Annotated in this window: 13 protein-coding genes; 6 read left to right on the plus strand and 7 right to left on the minus strand. The window is 72.1% G+C overall.

The genetic code is table 11. The annotated features are described in order from the left end of the window. Positions 1-4 precede the first annotated feature (4 nt). The 5 genes from ACIQLL_RS01770 to ACIQLL_RS01790 form a co-directional block, all read right to left on the minus strand. Positions 5-1,015, minus strand: a complete 1,011-nt coding sequence (locus tag ACIQLL_RS01770; protein ID WP_402462399.1) for an aliphatic sulfonate ABC transporter substrate-binding protein — start codon at positions 1,013-1,015, stop codon at positions 5-7. A 24-nt stretch (positions 1,016-1,039) separates the two neighbouring features. Then, positions 1,040-1,864, minus strand: a complete 825-nt coding sequence (locus tag ACIQLL_RS01775) for an ABC transporter ATP-binding protein (RefSeq protein ID WP_402462402.1) — start codon at positions 1,862-1,864, stop codon at positions 1,040-1,042. After that, on the minus strand, positions 1,861-2,754 hold the full coding sequence (locus tag ACIQLL_RS01780) for an ABC transporter permease (protein WP_402462405.1): 894 nt from the start codon (positions 2,752-2,754) through the stop codon (positions 1,861-1,863). Before ACIQLL_RS01780 ends, ACIQLL_RS01775 begins: the two co-directional genes overlap by 4 nt. Beyond that, positions 2,751-3,980, minus strand: a complete 1,230-nt coding sequence (locus ACIQLL_RS01785; protein WP_402462408.1) for an ROK family transcriptional regulator — start codon at positions 3,978-3,980, stop codon at positions 2,751-2,753. Before ACIQLL_RS01785 ends, ACIQLL_RS01780 begins: the two co-directional genes overlap by 4 nt. 170 nt (positions 3,981-4,150) lie before the next feature. Then, positions 4,151-9,601 carry a rhamnogalacturonan lyase family protein gene (locus tag ACIQLL_RS01790; protein ID WP_402462411.1) on the minus strand — a complete coding sequence of 1,817 codons (5,451 nt, stop codon included), beginning with the start codon at positions 9,599-9,601 and terminating at the stop codon, positions 4,151-4,153. Between the two features lie 314 nt (positions 9,602-9,915). Here ACIQLL_RS01790 and ACIQLL_RS01795 point away from each other — a divergent pair, with 314 nt between their 5' ends. Next, entirely contained in the window at positions 9,916-10,935 is a 1,020-nt protein-coding gene (locus tag ACIQLL_RS01795; protein ID WP_402462414.1) for a LacI family DNA-binding transcriptional regulator, read from the plus strand. A gap of 7 nt (positions 10,936-10,942) precedes the next feature. Here ACIQLL_RS01795 and ACIQLL_RS01800 read toward each other — a convergent pair whose 3' ends face one another. After that, complete coding sequence (locus tag ACIQLL_RS01800) at positions 10,943-11,680, minus strand: FadR/GntR family transcriptional regulator (protein ID WP_402462417.1); 738 nt, start codon at positions 11,678-11,680, stop codon at positions 10,943-10,945. Between the two features lie 104 nt (positions 11,681-11,784). On the opposite strand from ACIQLL_RS01800, the gene ACIQLL_RS01805 reads away from it, so the two are divergent. The 5 genes from ACIQLL_RS01805 (at position 11,785) to ACIQLL_RS01825 (ending at position 16,960) form a co-directional block, all read left to right on the plus strand. Continuing rightward, positions 11,785-12,588 carry a (Fe-S)-binding protein gene (locus ACIQLL_RS01805; protein WP_402462419.1) on the plus strand — a complete coding sequence of 268 codons (804 nt, stop codon included), beginning with the start codon at positions 11,785-11,787 and terminating at the stop codon, positions 12,586-12,588. Next, the gene (locus tag ACIQLL_RS01810) at positions 12,585-14,156 is read left to right on the plus strand and encodes a LutB/LldF family L-lactate oxidation iron-sulfur protein (RefSeq protein WP_402462422.1); all 1,572 of its coding nucleotides are present in this window, start codon (positions 12,585-12,587) and stop codon (positions 14,154-14,156) included. The genes ACIQLL_RS01805 and ACIQLL_RS01810 overlap by 4 nt, the downstream gene beginning before the upstream one ends. Continuing rightward, positions 14,153-14,830, plus strand: coding sequence for a LutC/YkgG family protein (locus ACIQLL_RS01815; protein ID WP_402462425.1), 678 nt, complete (start codon positions 14,153-14,155; stop codon positions 14,828-14,830). Before ACIQLL_RS01810 ends, ACIQLL_RS01815 begins: the two co-directional genes overlap by 4 nt. Positions 14,831-14,921: 91 nt before the next feature. Next, a complete protein-coding gene (locus ACIQLL_RS01820) occupies positions 14,922-15,590 on the plus strand; it encodes a uridine kinase family protein (RefSeq protein WP_402462428.1) in 669 nt (222 codons plus the stop codon). 167 nt (positions 15,591-15,757) lie between these two features. After that, positions 15,758-16,960 carry a glycosyltransferase gene (locus ACIQLL_RS01825; protein ID WP_402462431.1) on the plus strand — a complete coding sequence of 401 codons (1,203 nt, stop codon included), beginning with the start codon at positions 15,758-15,760 and terminating at the stop codon, positions 16,958-16,960. 132 nt (positions 16,961-17,092) lie between these two features. On the opposite strand, the gene ACIQLL_RS01830 is transcribed toward ACIQLL_RS01825, so the two are convergent. Continuing rightward, positions 17,093-19,549, minus strand: a complete 2,457-nt coding sequence (locus tag ACIQLL_RS01830; protein ID WP_402462433.1) for a rhamnogalacturonan lyase — start codon at positions 19,547-19,549, stop codon at positions 17,093-17,095. Positions 19,550-19,723 lie beyond the last annotated feature (174 nt).

Consider the following 19,723-nt stretch of genomic DNA (forward strand, 5'->3'; position numbering starts at 1 on the left):
TCGATCACATACCCGCCTCGAGGAACAGGTCCCCGGTGTAGTACTCGCTCGGGTCCACGGCGCTCTCGAGCTTGCCGGCACCCACGAAGTAGTCGCCCATCACGGTGAGCCAGTCGTTCACCGTGCCGTCCTCGGTCATCGTGTCGATGTCCTCCAGCGACAGGATCTCGACGTTGGCGGCGTCGCCCTCGACGTCCTCGACGGCGAGGTCGTTGTACTCGGCCGTCGCGGCGATCGCCTCGTCCATGTTCTCGGCGCGGTACTCGATGGCCTCGCGCAGCACCGCGAGCACGCGGTCGACCTTCTCGGGGTCGTCGTCGACGAGGTCGTTGCTCGCCACGAACGCGGTCGGGAACGCCATCGTGTCCTCGAAGTCCTTGTTGGAGGCGATCTCGACGAGGTCGGGCACCTGCTCCTTGACGGTCGCCAGCGCCGGGTACCAGAAGCCCGCACCGTCGACCTGCCCGGAAGCCAGGGCCGCGACGATCGCCGACGGCTCCATCGGGACCAGCTCGATGTCGTCCTTGGTCATCCCCGCGGCGTCCAGGGCCAGGGTGAGGATCATGTCTCCCGACGTCCCCTCGGGCACGGCGACCTTCTTGCCCCGCAGGTCCTCCATCGACTCGATGCCGGGCTGGCCGACCACGCGGTCCGCCTGACCGAGCGTGTTCATGGCGACGATCTTGGCCTCGCCGGACGCGGGCAGCCAGAACGCGCCGGGCCCGATGTACCCGAAGTCGAGGTCGCCGGTCCCCAGCGCCTGGATCTGCAGGGGTCCGTTGGTGAAGCTCGGGGTGTTGGCCTCGATGCCGGCGTCCTCCCACATGCCCTGCTCCTCGGCGATGGCCAGCAGGCTCGTCCCGTTGAAGTCCGGGATGTACCCGAAGTTGACCTCGAGGGTCTCCTCGCCGGAGCCACCCTCGGCGGCACCGGTCTCGCCCGAGCACGCGGCGGTGCCCAGCGCGACGGTGGTGGCGACGACGGCGGCGCCCAGTGTCTTGACGGTGATACGCATGGTTGTCCTCTTCGTTGGGGTCGGTCAGGCCGACGGGGTGGGAGACGCGTCGGCGGCGGTGCCGGGCGTCTGGTGGTACACGGAGGTCCACACCCGGTTGCGCAGCTCGGCGAACTCCGGGCTGAGGCGTACGTCCTCGGTACGCGGGTACGGGAGGTCGACGTCGATGACGTCGTAGATCCGGCCCGGGCGGGCCGCCATCACCACCACGCGGTTGGCGAGGAACACGGCCTCGTCGACGTCGTGCGTGATGAACATGACCGTGCGCTTCTCCCGGCTCCACGTCTCCAGCAGCTGCTCCTGGAGCTTGACGCGGGTCAGTGCGTCGAGCGCTCCGAACGGCTCGTCCATGAGCAGGATGGAGGGGTTGACCGCGTAGGCCCGGGCGATGGCACAGCGTTGCTTCATCCCGCCGGAGAGCATCTTGGGCAGGGCGTCGGCGAACTGGTCCAGGCCGACCAGGCGGATGAAGTGGTCGGCCCGCTCGCGGCGCTCGGTCCTGCCGAGCCCGGCGACCTTGAGCCCGAACTCGATGTTCTTGCGGACGGTCAGCCAGGGGAACAGCGCGTACTGCTGGAAGATGACGCCACGTTCCGGGCTGGGCCCGGAGACCTCGCGGCCGTCCACCATCGCGTGCCCGGACGTGGTCTCGTCGAGGCCCGCGAGGATGTTCATCAGGGTGGACTTGCCGCACCCCGACGGTCCGACGACGGTCACGAACTCGTTGTCCGCGATGTCGAGGGAGACGCGGTCGAGGGCCACGAACTCCTCGTTCTTGAGCGGGAACGTCTTGCGGACCTCCTGCACGGAGATCTTGGCGGTCTCCCGCGAGGTGTCGAGGGTGGTCATCGTCGCTCCTGCCATCCGGTGAGCTTGGTCTCCGCCAGCAGCAGCAACCGGTCCATGATCAGACCGAGGATGCCGATGGCGATGATGCCGACGAAGATCGTCGCGAGGTCGTAGTAGAGCTGCGCCTGCTGCATGCGGTAGCCGAGGCCCGCCTGCGCCGCCAGGAGCTCTGCGGCGACGAGGGTCGCCCAGGCGGAGCCGAGACCGACGCGCATGCCGACGAGGATGAACGGGGTCGACGCCGGCACGACGACGCGGGCAAAGATGCGACCGTCCTTCGCACCGAGCACGCGGGCGGCGTTGATGAGCGTCCTGTCGACGCCGACCACGCCCTGGTAGGTCGAGATGACGCAGGCGAGGAACGCGGCGAGGAAGATGACGAAGATCTTCGGCAGCTCGCCGATACCCATGAGCACCAGCACCAGCGGCAGCAGCGCCAGCGGCGGGATGGTGCGGAAGAACTGGATCCAGGGTTCGAACAGGCCGCGGGCCACGGTGTACCAGCCCATGAGGAACCCGACCGGGATCGCGACGGCGGAGCCGATCAGGAAGCCGGTGAGCACCCGTCCGAGGCTGGCCAGGATGTCCTGCTGCAACAGCCCCTCCTGCCAGAGGTCGCCCGCCGTCGCGACGACCTCGGGCGGCGTGGGGAACTGGAAGCCGGCCAGGGCCAGCGCCCACCAGATCCCGATGCCGCCGACGATCGATGTCGCATTGAGCAGGCGGAGCCTGGTGCGCCGGTCGAGCCGGCGCCGTCCAGCGGGGCGGGGTGCTCCCGCCCCGGCCGGCACGGCGGCGTCGACGTCGGGTACCGCGGTGCCCGACGCGATCGCGGCACCGCCGTCCTCGGGACCGTTGCGGGCCACGACGTGTGGTGTGGATGTCGTCACTGTGCGCTCCTTCGCGTGTTGCGCTCATCGGAGGTCTCTGGTTCCGGATACCCGGCGAGCAGCGGGGACTGGTGGAAGATGGCAGCGAGGGCCCCCACGGCGCCGTCGCTGTCCCGGAGGCGTCCCGCACGGACCTGGCAAGGGCCGTCCACGGGGATCGAGTAGAGCTCGTAGCGCAGCGTGCGGGCCGCCTGCTCCACGATGGCGGGGGCGATGTGGGCGATCTCGCCACCGATGACGACCTCGACGGGGTCGAGCGTCATCGCCGCCGCACCCAGGACGTGCCCGACGACGGAACCGACGCGGCGCAGCACCGCGTCGACCACCGGATCGGCCCGCTCCACGGCGGCGGCCAGGTCGGCGAGGTCCGTGACGTCGGCCCCCTGGACCCGGCACGCCGCGAGGATGGCCGGCACCGAGGCGAGCGTCTCGAGGCAGCCGCGCTTGCCGCACCGGCAGACGGTCCCGGCCGGGTCGGCGGTCACGTGGCCGAGCTCGCCGGCGAAGCCGCGCGCGCCGCGGGTCAGGCGGCCGCCGACGACGAGACCTCCGCCCACGCCGTCGGACAACCGCACGTAGACCAGGTCGCTCGCGCCCTCCGGGCTGGACACGGCCTCGGCGAGCGCCGCGAGCCGGGTGTTGTTGTCGACGGTGACGGGTGCGTCGAAACGTGTCGCGAAGGAGCGGTCGACGCCGTCCGGTGTCGCGCCTCGGTTCCACGCGACGACGCTGTGGTCACCGTGACGGCCCGTGTAGGGGCCGGGGACACCGATGCCGACCGCCTGCAGGGCGTTGAGGTGGAGGCCGTGCTCGGAGCTCAGCCGATCGATCGTGTCGAACGCGAGCGAGACCCGTTCGTCCCAGGCGAGCCCGTCGTCGTAGCGTTCGAGGCCCGAGGCGAGGATCTCGTGGGAGGCGTCCGCGATGGCGACCTGGACACGTCGGTGCCCGAAGTCGACTCCCAGGTACTGCCCGGCAGACGGGTCGAGCGCGAGCCGCTCGGCGGGGCGGCCGCTGCCGCGCCGCACGGCGGCGTCGGTGTCGAGCACGACGATGGCGCCGCGGTCGAGGAGCTGTGCGGTGATCTCCGACAGCGTGGTCCGCGAGAGGCCCACGCGCTGGGCGAGCCCGGCCCGGCTGAGGGCGCCCTCGGCTCGCAGCGCGGCGAGCACCCGCTCTTCGTGGGTGCGTCGCACCAGTGCCTGCACCCCGGTCGTCGTCGACATGGCAGGGACTGTAGGCAGGCGGGAATTTTTCCGTCAACGAGGCGACAGAAAGATTCCCCTCCGAGTTCGATTCATTGCCAAAAAGAGATCGTCGGGAAACGGCCGGGGGCCGCCGTCGCGTGCGCGACGACGGCCCCCGGTCGGTCAGGACTGCTCAGGAAGCGCTCACCTCAGCACTCCCCGACCTCCTCCCACGGGCCCCACTCGGAGGCCCCGGGCTCGGAGTTGCGGGTCCACCACTTGGCCTGCCAGACGGTGCCGTCGTGCACGGCCTGGTCGCCCTCGGTGAAGATCCGGCTGGCGGTCCACAGCGCCGCGCACTGCGGCGCCGACCCGTCGGCCGGGCCCATGTCCTGCCAGGCACCCCACGGCGAGGCCCCGGGCACCTGGCCCCTGGTCCACCACAGCGCCTCGAAGACCGACCCGTCGTGCTCCACGACGTCACCCTCGGTGTAGACGGTGTCCTTCGACCACTGCGGGGCGACGACGCCGCCGTCGGATCCCTCGGTGGTGTACGCCAGGCGCGGCGCGTCCGGGGTCTCCATGCCCTCGCCGATGAAGTACGAGGTGTGCGGCGGCTGGTTGTATCCCGTGTTCTGCCAGGCCACGGCCAGGCGGTACTGGGAGTCCGACATGAGCGTGCGCAGGCGGTGCTCGGTCGGGATCACCGTGGTCGCGATCCGCAGCGCGGTCGAGTCCTCGGTGCGGGTGACGATCTCCTCGCGCCAGTCACCGAAGAGGTCCGCCTGGAGCGACGGGGTGCCCTTGGTGCTGTTGTTGGAGTAGGTGCCCTCGGCCCGGTAGATCTCGACCTCGGTCGAGCTCTCGTAGTCCCACTTGGAGATCGTCGGCACGCCGACGCCGGCGTCGGCGTCCCAGTCGTGGTCGCCGATCTCGGACAGCAGGTCGCCGTCCCACAGGGTCGTGAAGTTCGCCGCCGGGATGTCCGAGGCGATCTGCTCCCCCGCGGCCGACATCACCATGCCCACCGGCGAGTTCCAGGCGGCGTCGCCACCGATGACCCAGCCCTCGGCACCCTCGTACCGCGGGTCGATGTCGGCCATCGCGGCCCGGCCCGTGTCCACCTCGGCGGGCGTGGACCACAGGACCTCGCCCGTGGCGGCGTCGCGGAACGTGGACCCCGTACCACCGGAACGGCCGATGTCCTCGTGCGCCGAGTAGACCTCGAGGCCCGGACGCGACGGGTCGAAGTCGGAGACGTGCTGGGCGTCCCCGTGACCGAGCCCGGTGTTGTAGAGCACCGTGCCGTCGTCGTCGATGGTCTCCGACCCGAAGACGATCTCGTCCTTCTGGTCGGCGTCGACGTCCGCGATCGCGAGCGAGTGGTCGCCCTGGCCGCGGTACTCGTCCCCGGCCTCGTCGGTGTCGAACACCCAGCGCTGCTGGATCTCCTCGCCGTCGAAGTCGAAGGCGGCGATGACGATCCGCGTGTAGTAGCCACGGCTGAAGATCATCGACGGGTGCTCACCGTCCAGGTAGGCCGTCCCCGCGAGGAAGCGGTCCACCCGGTTGCCGTAGGTGTCGCCCCACGAACCGACGTCGCCGCGCGGCGGCACGTAGTCGATCGTGTCGAGCGCGACGCCGGAGGCGCCGTCGAACACCGTGAGGTACTCCGGCCCGGACAGCACGTAGCCGCCCGAGGAGCGGAAGTCGGCCCGCGCGTCGCCGATGACGGTCCCGGCGGCGTCGGTGGTGCCGTCGGCCGTCTTCATCGCCACCTCGGCCTTCCCGTCGCCGTCGTAGTCGAACACCTGGAACTGCGTGTAGTGCGCGCCGGAGCGGATGTTGACCCCGAGGTCGATGCGCCACAGCTGGGTGCCGTCGAGCTCGTAGGCGTCCAGGTAGGTGTTGCCCGTGTAGCCGCCCTGCGAGTTGTCCTTCGCGTTGGACGGGTACCACTTGACGACGTACTCGTAGTCGCCGTCCCCGTCGAGGTCCGCCACGGAGGCGTCGTTCGCGGAGTAGGTGTACGGCTGGCCGTCCTTGGTGTAGGCGTCCTCCGGCTTGTTCAGCGGGATGTCCAGCGTCTGGCCGTCCCACACGCCGAACTCGTCGGTGGCCCACCGCTCGGTGCCGTCGACGACGGCGGAGATCCGGTAGGTGGACTCCGCCGTGCCGTCCGCGTCCACCAGGTTGGTGGAGCCGGCCACCGGCTCGTCGGTGATCAGGTCGCCGTCCCGGTACACGTTGAAGACGACTGATTCGGGGTCGTCCCCGGTCATCCGCCAGCCCACGTAGATCCCGTCGGCGGACTGCGCCGCCACGGGCTGCCGGCCGATGCGCTCCGCCTGCCGCGACAGGTTCGTCACGGCGTCCGAGGTCACGGTCTCCGAGAGCTCGGAGACCCCGCCGGCGTTCACCGACGCCACCGCGTAGGTGTACCCGATCGTGGTGAGCACGTCGGTGTCGGTGTACTCCGGGTCGGCGGCGCGGTCGAGCAGCACCAGGTCGCCGTCGGAGTCCTCGCGGTACACGTGGTAGAACAGCGCGTCCTCGACGGGCTCCCAGGAGAGGTCGACGGAACGCTTCGCGATGTCGCCCACGGCCAGGCCCGACGGCGTCGCTGCGGTCGCGACGTCGTCGTCCACCGTGGTGAGCTCGACCGCGTTGGACGCGACCGACTCGTTGCCCGCCGCGTCGAGCCCGACGACGGTGTAGGTGTAGCGCAGGCCGACGTCCGCGGTGGTGTCCACGAACTCCGTCGTCGAGGCGTCCACGTCGCCGAACGCCGTCGGCTCCGCCGCACCCTCGGCGAGGCGGTACACCCGGTAGCCCTCGACCCCCTCGGCGGCGTCCCACGTCAGCGGCACGGACACGTCCGAGCCGTCGATCGTGACGTCACCGGAGGCCAGGTTCGTCGGCGCGTAGAGCAGCGCCGTGATCTCCAGGCCGTTGAGCCACCCCTCGGCCACGACGTCGAGCGTGCCGTCGGTGACGACGACCGGCTGGACGATCTTGCTGGAGGTGGCGCCCCGGCCGGCGTTCGAGGAACCGTAGTCGGTCCCCTCGATCGTCACGCCCAGGCGGGCGGTGCCGATGAGGTCACCCCAGATCACCTCGACGGCGTACGTGCCGTTCGGGACGTCGAAGCGCATCGGCTGGTCGGACCCCGGCAGCAGGAAGTCCCGCTGCAGGTCGTCGAGCGCGCCGTCGCCGGTGCCGCGGTCGCGGCCGCCCGGACCGGAGTCCGAGGTGAAGCCGTAGCCCTGCTCGGCGGTGTAGAGCGTGTTCTGGTCGAACGGCGTGTACCCGTCCTTGGTCGGGTTGCCGGCGAGCTGCATGTCGAACTTCATCAGCGGCGCCTTGGTGACCACGGTGACCGTCGCGGACGGCTCCGAGTCCCCGGCCCCGTTGACCGCCACGACCCGCAGGTCGTAGGAGGTGCCCTCCTCGAGCCCGGTGACGTCCGCCAGGCCGATCGTCGAGGTGGTGACCAGCTCGTAGTCCGCGGCGTCGGAGGCCTTGGCGAACACCTTGTAGATGTCCGCCCCCTCGACCTCGGTCCAGGTCAGCTGGACGCTCGACGCCGAGACGTTGCCCGCCACGACGCCGGCCGGCGGCTCCGGCACGTCGGCCGGCGGCTCGGCGTCCACGACCTCGTCCGCGAGCGGGATCTCCAGCTCGGCGGTGTCGAGGGCGACCAGGCGGGCCATCTGGATGGCGCCGTAGGTCTGGAAGTGGGTGTTGTCGGTCGTGCCGTCCGGCCGGTTCGGGTAGACCCCGGCCGGGACGTGCAGGAACACCGACTCGGCGGCCTCCGGCCCGATCTCGGTCAGGTACTCCCGCGAGGAGGCGGACAGGTCGACGAGCGGGGTGCCCGTCGCGGCGGCGACGTCGGTCGCGGCCTCGACGTAGTCGGGGAACGAGACGTCGAACTCACCCGTGGCCTCGTCGTACGCGAGCCGGGAGACCGGCGTGACGATGATCGGCTGGGCCCCGCGCTGCACGGCGCCCTCGATGTACGTCTGCAGGTAGTAGTAGTAGTCGCCCGCAGCGGCCCAGCGGTCGTCGACGCCGTAGCTGTTGTCGTTGTGACCGAACTGGACGTAGAGGTAGTCCCCCGGGCGGATCTGGTTCAGCACCGTGTCGAGGCGGCCCTGGCTGATGAAGTTCTTCGAGGAGCGCCCGCCGATCGCGTGGTTGTCCACCGTGACGTCGTCGGACAGGAAGCGGTCGATCATCTGACCCCAGCCGGCCTGCGGCGCCCAGTACTCGTCGTAGGTCTGCACCGTCGAGTCGCCGGTGACGAACACCGTCGGCCGGTCGCCCTCGGACCGCTCGTCCTGGCGGGTGATCGTCAGCGCGTTGACGTTCGCCGCGCTCCCGGCGATCTGCAGGTTGAGCTGGGAGTCGACGAGTGCGATGTCGAACGACATCTCCAGGTACTCCCCGGCGGCCTTCTCGGTCTGCTGGACCTTGGCCATCTGCTCGGCGGTGATCGCGACGTCGGTCGCGGCCTCCGCGTCGCCCGCGATGAGGTCGACGGTGTAGTCGCCGTTCGGCAGGTCGACGACGAGCTCGGCGCCACCGGCCGTGACGAGGTCGCCGCGCAGCGCGTTGTCGCCGCCGCGGTCGGTGGCCGTCACCGGCGTGGTGTCGACGAACCCGAGGCGGTTCTCGGCGTCGTAGGCGGTGTCGGCGTCGACGCCCACGGCGTCCGCGGCGACGTCACCCGAGCCCAGGTCGAGCTGCAGGGTGCCGGACTCCGGGAAGTCGGCCTCGCTCGCGAGCGTCCCGACCGCGGGTGCGGACGGATCGGTGGTGCCGTCGGCGGTGAGGGCCCGCACCCGGTAGTAGTTGACGACGGAGGTGTCCACGTCGGTGTCCGCGAAGTAGACCTGGCGGTCGCCGGTCTGCGCGATCTGCGTGTACTCGCCGTCGACGGCGTCGCTGCGGGACAGGACGTAGCCCGTGGCGCCGTCCACCTCGTTCCAGCGCATGACGATCTGGTCGTCGCTCGCGGAGGCGACGCGCAGGTTCGCGGGGCCGGCCGCGCCGGTCTCGTCGGGGTCGGTGGTGCCGCCGTCGTCCCCGCCGTCGCCGGACCCGTCGTCGCCGCCGTCGTCGCCGCCGTCGTCCGCGACCGCGGTGACGACGATGCCGTTCACGTAGCCGTAGCCCTTGCCGGTGATGCCCAGGTCGAGCCGGCCGTCGGAGACCTCTGCGGTCAGTGTGCCGCTGGCCGTCTGCTCGGCGTCTGCGGTGATGTTGGTGCCCTCACCGCCCTCGGGGGCGACGGTGGTGCGCACGGACGAGGTGCCGGCGAGGGTGTCGCCGGTCCAGACCTCGACCTCGTAGGTGCCGTTCGGCAGGTCGACCGCGAACTCCCAGTCGGCGCCGAGGACGAAGTCCCCGGTGAGGGGGTCGACGTCGGTGGAGCGGTCCCGGGAGGCCTGGTCGCCGGTGGTGATGCCGTAGCCGAGCTCCGCGGTGTAGGCCGTGCTCTCGGTCACCTGCTGGAAGCCCTCGGCCACGGGGCTGTCGGCCGTGCCGAAGTCGAAGGACCAGGTCTCGGGGTCCCCCTCGGCGGCGACCGCGGCACCCAGGGCCCCGGGCAGCAACGGCAGCACGAGGGCTGCGGCGGCGGCTCCGGCCACCACGGACCGGGCACGTCGTGGGGGTGGGGTGTCGGATCGGTGCTGGTAAGCGCTTACTCGCGTGGCACGCGAGCGCCTGCTGGGCTGCTGCACAGGTCACCTCGTCGTCTCGTCGTTGAGTCCGGCCGCGGGCCGGGTGACGCGCCCTCGTCGGTGAGGTTTGTTGTATGGATTTAATGAATGGATTCAATCACGCGTCGTCCGTCATCATGCCTGCTCTCGAGGTCGATGTCCAGGGCAGCTCCGCTCTCCCCGGCCGCTCCGGACCGGTAGCGTGAGCGCGACGCCGCAGGCAGAGGCTCGGAGAGGACATCGGTTTGCCGACACCATCACGCCCCACGCTGGCGGCGGTCGCCCGCGCCGCCGGCGTCAGCCTCAAGACGGCCTCCCGGGTCCTGAACGACGAGCCGCACGTGGCCGGCGCGACGCGCGCGAAGGTCCGCGCGGCCGCCCTCGAGCTCGGCTTCCGGCGCAACGCCGCCGCGGCGGACCTCGCCCGCGGTGGGGCCGCCCGGCTCGTCGGCTTCGTCACGGCGGACATCGCCAACCGCTTCTACGCCTCGATCGGCAGCGGCATCGAGCAGAGCCTCCACGGGGACGGCCTGCAGCTGATGTCGGCGAGCTCCCGGGAGGACCCCGCCCGGGAGCGGGACCTCGCCGAGGCGTTCGTCGAGCGCCGGGTCGCGGCGCTGGTCCTGGCTCCGACCGCCGCCGACCACACCTACCTCGCGCCGGAGGTGGCGGCAGGGCTGCCGCTCGTGCTGGTCGACCGCCCGGCCGAGGGCGTCGACGCCGACACCGTGGTCATCGACAACTCGGGCGGGGTCCGGCAGGCGGTCGACCACCTGGCCGCGCACGGCCACACCCGCATCGCGCTGGTCGGCGACCTGCCCCGGGTCTGGACGTTCCAGGAACGGCGCCGGGCCTTCCTCCGGGCGATGGCGGACCACGGCGTCGACGGTGCCGAACGGTGGGTCCGCGACGGGGCGCACGACCCGGCGACGGCGGCACGGTTCGTCACCGAGCTGCTCGCCTCCCCGGACCCGCCCACGGCGGTCCTGGCGGCCAACAACCTCATCACCCGGGGTGCCCTGCACGCGCTGCGGCGCATCGGCGAGCGGGCGGAAGCGCTCCCGGCGCTCGTCGGGTTCGACGACTTCGAGCTGGCGGACCTGCTGGACGTGACCGTCGTGGCCTACGACGCCGAGGAGATCGGCCGGCAGGCCGCACGGTTGGCGCTGGACCGCGCCGCGACCCCGGCGCGGCCGGTGCAGCACCGGGTCGTGCCCACGAGGCTCGTGGCCCGGGGCTCCGGCGAGCGCCCACCGGCCGCCTGACTCCCGCTCACCCGTCGGTCGCCAGCCCCGTCTCCCGGTAGAACCCCCAGATGTGGGCGCTCATGACGGCCTCGGCCCGTTCGACCTCGCCCGCCGCGACGGCGTCCAGGATGGCGCGGTGCTCGGTGCGCAGGCGCGCCGCGGTGTTCTCCCAGGACGGCAGCGCGTCGGCGCCGCGGCGCACGTAAGAGCCGACGGCGCTGCGCAGCCCGGTGAGGATCGCCTCGACGAGCTGGTTGCCGGCCCGCCGCACGATCTCCAGGTGGAACTCCTGGTCCAGCCGCACGAACTCCGCGCTGCTCAGCCCGGGCGTCTCCATCTGGACGACGAGCCGCTCCGCCTCGGCCAGAGCGCCCGGCACCGCGGGTTCCCCCGCGTCGCCGGTGCCCGCGCCGAGCGCCACCAGGGCGGCCGCCTCACGCACGGCCCAGGTCTCCAGCGTCGCGCGCGTGGCGACGACGTCGTGCACCGGCAGCGTCCCCGAGGCCACGTGGAGCCGGACGGCGGCACCCAGCCCGGCGGCCGGCCGGTCGACGACGACGGCCCCGGCGTCAGGCCCGGATCCCACGGAGGTGCGGATGATCCCCATCGCCTCGAGGATGCGGATGGCCTCGCGCACCGACGGGCGGGAGACGCCGAGCTCGTCCGCGAGCGCCCGCTCGGCGGGCAGCCGCTCGCCGAGGGACCAACGGCCGGCGGCCAGGTCGGACTCGATCCGGGCGAGGACCTTCTCGTGGGTGCGCACGCACCGATCCTAGACCGCCGTGGTCTGACCACAGCGGTCTCGTGGGCTACAGTGGTCGGACCACACCCCCGCCAGACCCACCGCCCCCGCCGAAGGAGCCGGACGTGCGCATCGCTCTCGCCGCGACCTGCATCGCGGACACCCTGTTCCCGGGCGCCCCGCGCGCCACCGTCCGACTGCTCGAACGCCTCGGTCACGAGGTGGTCTTCCCTCGGGACCAGGCGTGCTGCGGCCAGATGCACGTCAACACCGGCTACCTGGACGAGGCCGTCCCCGTGGTGCGCAACCACGTCGAGACCTTCGCACCGGTCGCGGACGGCGAGTGGGACGCCGTCGTCGTCCCGTCCGGCTCCTGCACCGGGTCGATACGCCACCAGCAGGCGATGGTCTGCCGCCGCGCCGGGCTCGACGACCTCGCCACCACCGCCGAGGCGGTGTCCGCCAGGACCTACGAGCTCTCCGAGCTGCTGGTCGACGTCCTGGGCGTGACCGACGTCGGCGCCTGGTTCCCGCACCGCGTCACGTACCACCCCACCTGCCACTCGCTGCGCATGCTGCGGGTCGGTGACAGGCCGCTGCAGCTGCTGCGCGCCGTGGCCGGCATCGACCTGGTCGAGCTCCCGGAGGCCGACTCCTGCTGCGGGTTCGGCGGCACGTTCGCCCTGAAGAACGCCGACACCTCCGCCGCGATGCTCGCCGACAAGACGGCGAACGTGCGCGCCACCGGCGCCGAGGTGGTCGCGGCGGGCGACTACTCCTGCCTGATGCACATCGGCGGAGGCCTCTCCCGGCAGCGCACCGGGGTGGGCACCCTGCACCTGGCGGAGGTGCTGGCCTCCACCCACGACGACCCGACGCCGCTCCCCCACGTCCGCTCCGGCGCGGACGCCACGGAGGTGGCCCGATGAGCACCTTCCTCGGCATCCCCGGTATCCGGCGGCGCGGCACGCACGACGACGGCGCCCCGGGCGGGCCCGCGGCCGCCGACCAGCCGTGGGGCCCGGTCCCGCACCCCGACGAGCCGCTGCGCTGGGGCGAGGCGTTCCCCGCCGCCGCGAAGCAGACGCTGCGCGACGACCAGCTGCGCCGCAACCTCGGCCACGCCACCCGCACGATCCGCGCCAAGCGGGCCGCCGTCGTCGGCGAGGTGCCCGACTGGGAGGCCCTGCGGGACACCGGCTCGGCGGTCAAGGAGCAGGTCATGGCGGACCTGCCCGACCTGCTCGCCCAGCTCGAGGAGAACGTCACCGCGCGCGGCGGCGTCGTGCACTGGGCCCGTGACGCCGCCGAGGCCAACCGCATCGTCGCCGACATCGCGAAGGCCAAGGAGGCCGACGAGGTCGTCAAGGTCAAGTCGATGGCCACCCAGGAGATCGGGCTCAACGAGTACCTGGCCGACGAGGGCATCGCCGCGATCGAGACGGACCTGGCCGAGCTCATCGTCCAGCTCGCCGACGACATGCCCTCCCACATCCTCGTGCCGGCGATCCACCGCAACCGGTCCGAGATCCGCGACATCTTCCTCGCCCGCATGGGCGACGCCCCCGAGAACCTCTCCGACGTGCCGCGCGAGCTCGCGATGGCGGCCCGCGCGCACCTGCGCCGCAAGTTCCTCTCGGCGAAGGTCGCCGTCAGCGGCGCCAACTTCGGCGTCGCGGACACCGGGACGCTCGCCGTCGTGGAGTCCGAGGGCAACGGGCGCATGTGCCTGACGCTGCCGGAGACGCTCGTGACGGTCATGGGCATCGAGAAGCTGATCCCCACCTACACCGACCTCGAGGTGTTCCTGCAGCTGCTCCCCCGGTCCTCCACCGGCGAGCGGATGAACCCGTACACCTCGCTGTGGACGGGCGTGACCCCGGGCGACGGCCCGCAGGAGTTCCACCTGGTGCTCCTCGACAACGGTCGCACCGACGTGCTGGCGGACGAGGTCGGGCGCTCTGCCCTGCACTGCATCCGCTGCTCGGCGTGCCTCAACGTGTGCCCGGTGTACGAGCGGGTCGGCGGGCACGCCTACGGCTCGGTCTACCCCGGCCCCATCGGCGCGATCCTCACCCCGCAGCTCACGGCGTCGTCCGGCGGCGTCTCGGGAACCGACGACGTCAACGCCGCCCTGCCGTACGCCTCGACGCTGTGCGGCGCCTGCTACGACGTGTGCCCCGTCAAGATCGACATCCCCTCCATCCTGGTGGACCTGCGGGCGCGCGAGGTCGACGCCGACCGCGGCAGGTCCGGCGTCGACCCGTGGAAGGCGGCCATGAAGGCCGCGTCCTGGGTGATGTCCGACGGCGGGCGGTTCGGCCTCGCCGGGCGTGCGGCCACGCTGGGCCACGGCCTGGGCGGGTCCGACGGCGTGATCTCGACGGCCCCGCCGCCGGCGTCGGCGTGGACCCGGTCGCGCGACCTGCCGGCGCCGCCGAAGCAGACCTTCCGGCAGTGGATGACCGCCCACGAGAAGGACGGAGGCGAGCGATGACCGCGCGCGAGGACGTGCTGAACCGGGTCCGGGCCGCGCTCGGTCGGCCGGGCGTCGGGACGACGGCGGCCGGTGCCGTGGGTGCGGCGCCCGCGGCGGTCGAGGTGCCCCGGGAGTACCGGTCCGCGGGCGCCGACGAGCCCGGGTCCGCTGCGGCCGTCGCACAGCTCGTGGACCGCCTGGTCGACTACCGGGCCCACGTGCACGAGGTGACCGCCGACGAGCTGCCCCGCACGATCGCGACGCTGCTGGGCGACGAGGCGTCCGTCGTCGTACCGCCCGGGATCGACGAGGGGTGGCTCGGCGCGCCGGCGGGCGACGTCGTCGTGCGCCGTGACCTGCCGGAGGCCCCGCTGTCCGCGCTCGCGCTGGACGAGGTGTCCGCCGTGCTCACCGCCGCCCGGGTGGCCTGCTCGGAGACGGGCACGATCGTGCTGGACGGCGAGCCGGACCAGGGCCGGCGCGCCATCTCCCTGGTGCCGGACGTCCACCTGTGCGTGGTGCGCACCGACCAGGTGGTCCAGACGCTGCCCGAGGCCGTGCGGATCCTGGCCGAGCACCCGGCCCGGCCGCAGACGTGGATCTCCGGGCCGAGCGCGACCAGCGACATCGAGCTCGATCGGGTCGAGGGCGTCCACGGCCCGCGCACCCTGCACGTGCTCCTCGTCTCCTGACCCGCCTGTGGGTGCACGACACGCCGTCGAATCCGTCGGCCTCGCGGCGTGTCGTGAGCCCACAGCGCGCGACGGCACAGAATGGACTCCTGTGACCGACAGCAGCCCCGCACCGCGCCCGCGCCCGCACGACGGCGAGCAGCCCGAGACCCTCTTCGACGTCCCGCCGGGCGCCCGGCGCCCGACCGCACGGATCGTGCTGCTCACCGGCCCCTCGGGCTGCGGCAAGTCGGCCCTCACCCGTCGGCTCGGGCTGCCGACGGTGGCCCTCGACGACTTCTACCGCGACCAGGACCACCCCGGGATGCCGCACCGGTACGGGATCGTCGACTGGGACGACCCGGAGAGCTGGGACGCCGACGCCGCCCTGGACGCGCTGCGCGAGCTGGCCACCGTCGGACGCGTCGAGGTCCCGGTGTACGACATCCCGACCTCGCGGCGCACCGGGACGACGGTGCTCGAGACGGCGGGCGCGCCGATCCTCCTGGCCGAGGGCGTCTTCGCCGCCGAGCTGGTGGAGCGCTGCCGCGGCGAGGGGATCCTCGCCGACGCGATCTGCCTCGTCCGCCCCCGCATCGTCACCTACTGGTTCCGCCTCCTGCGGGACGTCGCGGAGGCGCGCAAGCCCGTCCCGACGCTGGTCCGGCGCGGTCTCGGGCTGATGCGCGCCGAGCCGGCGCTCGTCCGGCGGTGGAGGGCGCTCGGTTGCCGGCCGCTGCCTCCCTCGCGCGCCGAGCGGGAGATCCGCGCGCTGGCCTGAGCCACCCTCGCGTCGAGCGTCTCTGCTTCTCCGCGATCAACGCCTGATTCCGGGAGCAACAGAGACGCTCGATCGAGAGTGAGCCGCGAAAGTGTCATGAAGACGTAACACGCAGGTCACCCGCTCCACATCACGCGGCCTCACTCTGAACTCAGGAGGTGGTCCGCATGTTCGAGCACAGCTCTCTTCGTGTCCTGTCCCTGTACGAGGGTTTCTTCTCCGGCGGTGCCCGGGTGCTGCACTCCACGGTCGTCGCCGGGCTGCACGCCCACGGCCACCAGCAGCACTCCGCCCTGAGCATCCACAGCGCCGTACGCCGGGAGACCATGCTGCAGCGGATGGAGGACGACCCGAGGTACCGCGCGCTGCGGGCCGCCGGTGTCCGCACCGCGACCCTGGGTCGCTCCACGGACGACGACCACGACCCGCGCACCTTCACCGACGCGGAGATGGAGATCGCGGCGCGGGAGGCCACCGGGGTCGACGTCGTCATGTCGCTCAAGGAGCAACCGCTCCGGCTGGCGAACCACCCCGGGTTCCCGGACCGCCCGGTCGTGGCGTGCCTGCACCGCAGCGACCCGGAGCACTCCGGCGCCGCGCTGGACGACCTGCGTACCGCCGCCGACACCGGCCGGCTGGTGGCCGCCGTCTGCTGCGCCGAGTCCACCAAGGACGCCTACGCCGCGGCGGGCGTGCCCGAGCACCTGCTGCGGGTGGTGCCCAACGGCATCGACCTGACCCGGTTCCACCCGCAGCGCCGGGTGCGCCGGATGGCGCTGCGCGGCAGCCACGGCATCCCTGCGGACGCCACGCTGGTCGCCTACGCGGCACGGTACGACGCCATGAAGAACCCCCGCCTCTTCCTGGCCGCCGCCCGGGCGTTCCTCGAGCGCGACCCGTCGGGGCAGGTCGTGATGTGCGGCGCCGGCATGACGCTCGACAACCCCGGGCTCGTGGCCGACCTGGACGAGACGTTCGGCGACCGGCCCGACCTGCTCGACCGCGTCCGGCCCTTCGGCGTCCGGCGGGACATGGAGACGGTGTTCGCCATGGCCGACGTCGTCGCCCTCACCTCGGCGTTCGGCGAGGCGGCCCCGCTGTGCCTCATCGAGGGTGCGATGTGCGGGGCGGTACCCGTGACGACGCCGGTCGGTGACAGCGCACGGATCGTGGAGGGCATCGGGTTCGTCACGAGCTTCGACGCCGTCGAGATCGCCGAGACCTGGATCGAGGCGGCCGCCCGGCGCGGTGAGCTGCGCGGGGCGTTGACGGCTGCCCGGCAGCGGTTCAGCCACGTGCGGATGCTGTCCGGTTACGCCCAGGTGCTCGAGCAGGCTTTCCGTGGGACGGGCCTGCGGGTCGCGGCGTAGTCCGTCCGGCACGACGTGGGCCCGAGGGTCCGGCGCGCGGTCGCGCTCACGGTCGCTGCGCGACCTGCGCTTCCCGTCTGACGACTGCGCGCCGGCCCTCCGGGCCCACGTCTGCTACGCCGAGTTCGTCCGTCAGCCTCGGCCCTTGCCGTGGCCACCACCGTGACCATGACCGTGGCCACCGCCGTGACCGTGCCCACCGCCGTGGCCGGGCCGGTCGTCGTCGCCGGCGTTCGGGGGCAGCGGCACCTCGGTGTAGTCGGTGTCCGAGGCCAGGTAGAAGCCCGGGTAGGACGGCTGGTTGTACGCCGTCTGCTGGCGGGCCACCTCGGCGCGGTACTGGGGGTCGTGCAGCAGCGTGTACATCTTGGTGTCGGTCACCTCCGTCGAGGCGTAGAGCCGGATCTCCGAGGAGTCGACCGACCGCACCAGGACCTCCTCCCGCCAGTCACCGAGGACGTCGGCGACGAGCCCCGCGTTGCCCTTGGTGTCGTTGTTGGTGAGGGTGCCGTCGAGCACCTTCTCCGTCCCGCTCGCCCAGTCCACGATCTTCGGCTGCCACTCGCGCACGTCCTCGGAGACGCGGTCGTAGTCGAAGATCTGGGTGGAGCCGTCGGCGGCCCAGCGCACCGACTGGTTGGTGCCCGGCGTCGACGCCGACAGGGTGTTCCAGTCGGAGTCCAGCAGCCCCGACGCGTCGGTGCCCCCGGGCATGGACGACCACATCTCGATCCCCGGCACGTCGGGGCGGACGTCACCGATCATCCCGCGGCCGGTGTCCCGGCCGGAGTACACACCCTGCAGCACCTCACCCGTGGCGGCGTCGAGCAGCGAGGTGCCGAACGGCGCCCACGTGCCGCCCTCGTGCACCATGAAGGCCTCCAGGCCGGGGCGGTCGGGCAGGATGTCCGTGACGTGCATGGCGTCACCGTGACCCAGCCCGGCCTGTGCACCGGGGTTCGACGACTCGGGCGGCAGCTCGGCGAACGCGGTCCACAGCAGCGAGCCGTCGTCGTCGATCGCGGCGGCGCCGTAGAGGATCTCCTGCTTGCCGTCGCCGTCGAGGTCGGCCGAGGACATCGAGTGCTGCCCCTGGGTGGTGATGAGCCCGAACTCGGGGTCCGTGCCGGGGGTTCCGTGCGGGCCGTCGTTGAACGGGTTGTCCATCGGGGTCCAGCCCGAGTCCACGTCCCAGCGCTTGGTCAGGTGGCGGCCGTCCCAGTCGTAGGCCACCAGCGTGGTGCGCGTGTAGTAGCCGCGGGCGAACACGGCGGACGGGTGCTCGCCGTCCAGGTAGCTCACGCCGGCGAGGAACCGGTCGACCCGGTTGCCCGGCTCGATGCGGGACATGGCGTAGTCGCCCCACCGCAGCCCGTCGTCGTACCGGGCGGGTTCGTAGTCGACGGTCTCGAGCGGCGTGCCGCTCGTGCCGTCGAACACGCTGAGGTACTCGGGCCCGGAGATGACGAAGCCCTCGAACGTGCGCAGGTCGTTGCGGCCGCTGCGCGCGGGGGCGTAGACGTCGACGAAGTACTCGGCCGTGGCCCGGGCGTCGGCCTCGGACAGCGGGTAGTCGTAGTCCGGGAGGTAGTCGGGGCTGTCCGGGTCGTCGATGCCGGGCATCGCGTCGGCGAACGCCTCCTTGAGGGTCGCGGGCCACTCGCCCGAGGCGACCTCGGGGTTCTCGGTCCAGCCGGCGAACATGTCGACCACGTGGTCGAAGTAGTCGTCCGCGCTCATGCGGTAGTCGTCGTCGTGGGTGACGCCGGCGCGGCGGTCGTCGCGCGGGATCGAGACGTACCGGGTGGACTTCTCCTTCCCGCTGCGCGTGTACCGGGTGACGTTGGTGCCGGGGGCGGTCTTGACCATGACCTCGGCCGCGCCGTCCCCGTCGAAGTCGTACACCGGGAACTGGGTGTAGTGGGCGCCGGAGCGGATGTTCACCCCGAGGTCGATGCGCCAGAGCTGGGTGCCGTCCATCTCGTAGGCGTCGAGGTAGGTGTTGCCGGTGTACCCCTTCTGGGACACGTCCTTGGCGTTGGAGGGGTACCACTTGACCACGAGCTCCAGCTCGGAGTCCCCGTCCAGGTCCGCCACGCTCAGGTCGTTCGCGGAGTAGGTGTAGTCCTCCCCGACGGGCGTCACGCCGTCGGCGGGCTTGGTCATGGGGATCGACAGGTGGTCCTCGTCCCACGGGGTGACGACGTCGGAGCGGTCGCGCCGCTGTTCCTTGCCGCCGACGACGGGCACCACGCGGTAGCGCGAGCCGGCCGCACCGTCGGTGTCGAGGTAGTTCGTGGAGTCGGTGACGGTGGCGATCCGTTCGCCGTCACGGTAGACGGCGAAGTCGGCGCCGGTCATGCCGGCCTCGGTGGCCCCGGTCACCTCGGTGCCGAGCAGGCGCCAGCCGAGGTAGTTGCCGTCCGCGGTGGGCACGGCGACGAGGCCTCGGTCGAGGTCCTCGAGCTGGGTGGTCGAGCCGGACGGCGTGTGCGCCGCGGTGTGCGCGACGGCGGCCGTCCCGGGGGTCAGGACCAGCGCGCAGGCCGCGGTCGCGGCCCCGAGCAAGGTCGTCCTGCGTGATCTCATCGGATGGCTCCCATGCATCTTTGCATCGATGGACGTGTCGCTCGGCCTGCACCCTCGCAGGACCGCCTCCTGCACCGTCACCGCAGGATGAAGCCGAGGAACCGATTTCTTGTATCGATTCATTCGTTACCCTAGGCCATCATCCGGGCGTCGTCCACGGCAGGGACGGTGGCG

It is taken from the genome of Isoptericola aurantiacus, assembly GCF_044769875.1.
Taxonomy (GTDB): Bacteria; Actinomycetota; Actinomycetes; order Actinomycetales; family Cellulomonadaceae; genus Isoptericola; species Isoptericola aurantiacus.

What these genes read in the sequence shown, in the direction of transcription:
- ACIQLL_RS01810 (WP_402462422.1), top strand. Translation starts at nt 12,585, where the DNA reads ATGAGCACCTTCCTCGGCATCCCCGGTATCCGGCGGCGCGGCACGCAC.
- ACIQLL_RS01815 (WP_402462425.1), top strand. Translation starts at nt 14,153, where the DNA reads ATGACCGCGCGCGAGGACGTGCTGAACCGGGTCCGGGCCGCGCTCGGT.
- ACIQLL_RS01830 (WP_402462433.1), bottom strand. Translation starts at nt 19,549, where the DNA reads ATGAGATCACGCAGGACGACCTTGCTCGGGGCCGCGACCGCGGCCTGC.
- ACIQLL_RS01785 (WP_402462408.1), bottom strand. Translation starts at nt 3,980, where the DNA reads ATGTCGACGACGACCGGGGTGCAGGCACTGGTGCGACGCACCCACGAA.
- ACIQLL_RS01775 (WP_402462402.1), bottom strand. Translation starts at nt 1,864, where the DNA reads ATGACCACCCTCGACACCTCGCGGGAGACCGCCAAGATCTCCGTGCAG.
- ACIQLL_RS01825 (WP_402462431.1), top strand. Translation starts at nt 15,758, where the DNA reads ATGTTCGAGCACAGCTCTCTTCGTGTCCTGTCCCTGTACGAGGGTTTC.
- ACIQLL_RS01770 (WP_402462399.1), bottom strand. Translation starts at nt 1,015, where the DNA reads ATGCGTATCACCGTCAAGACACTGGGCGCCGCCGTCGTCGCCACCACC.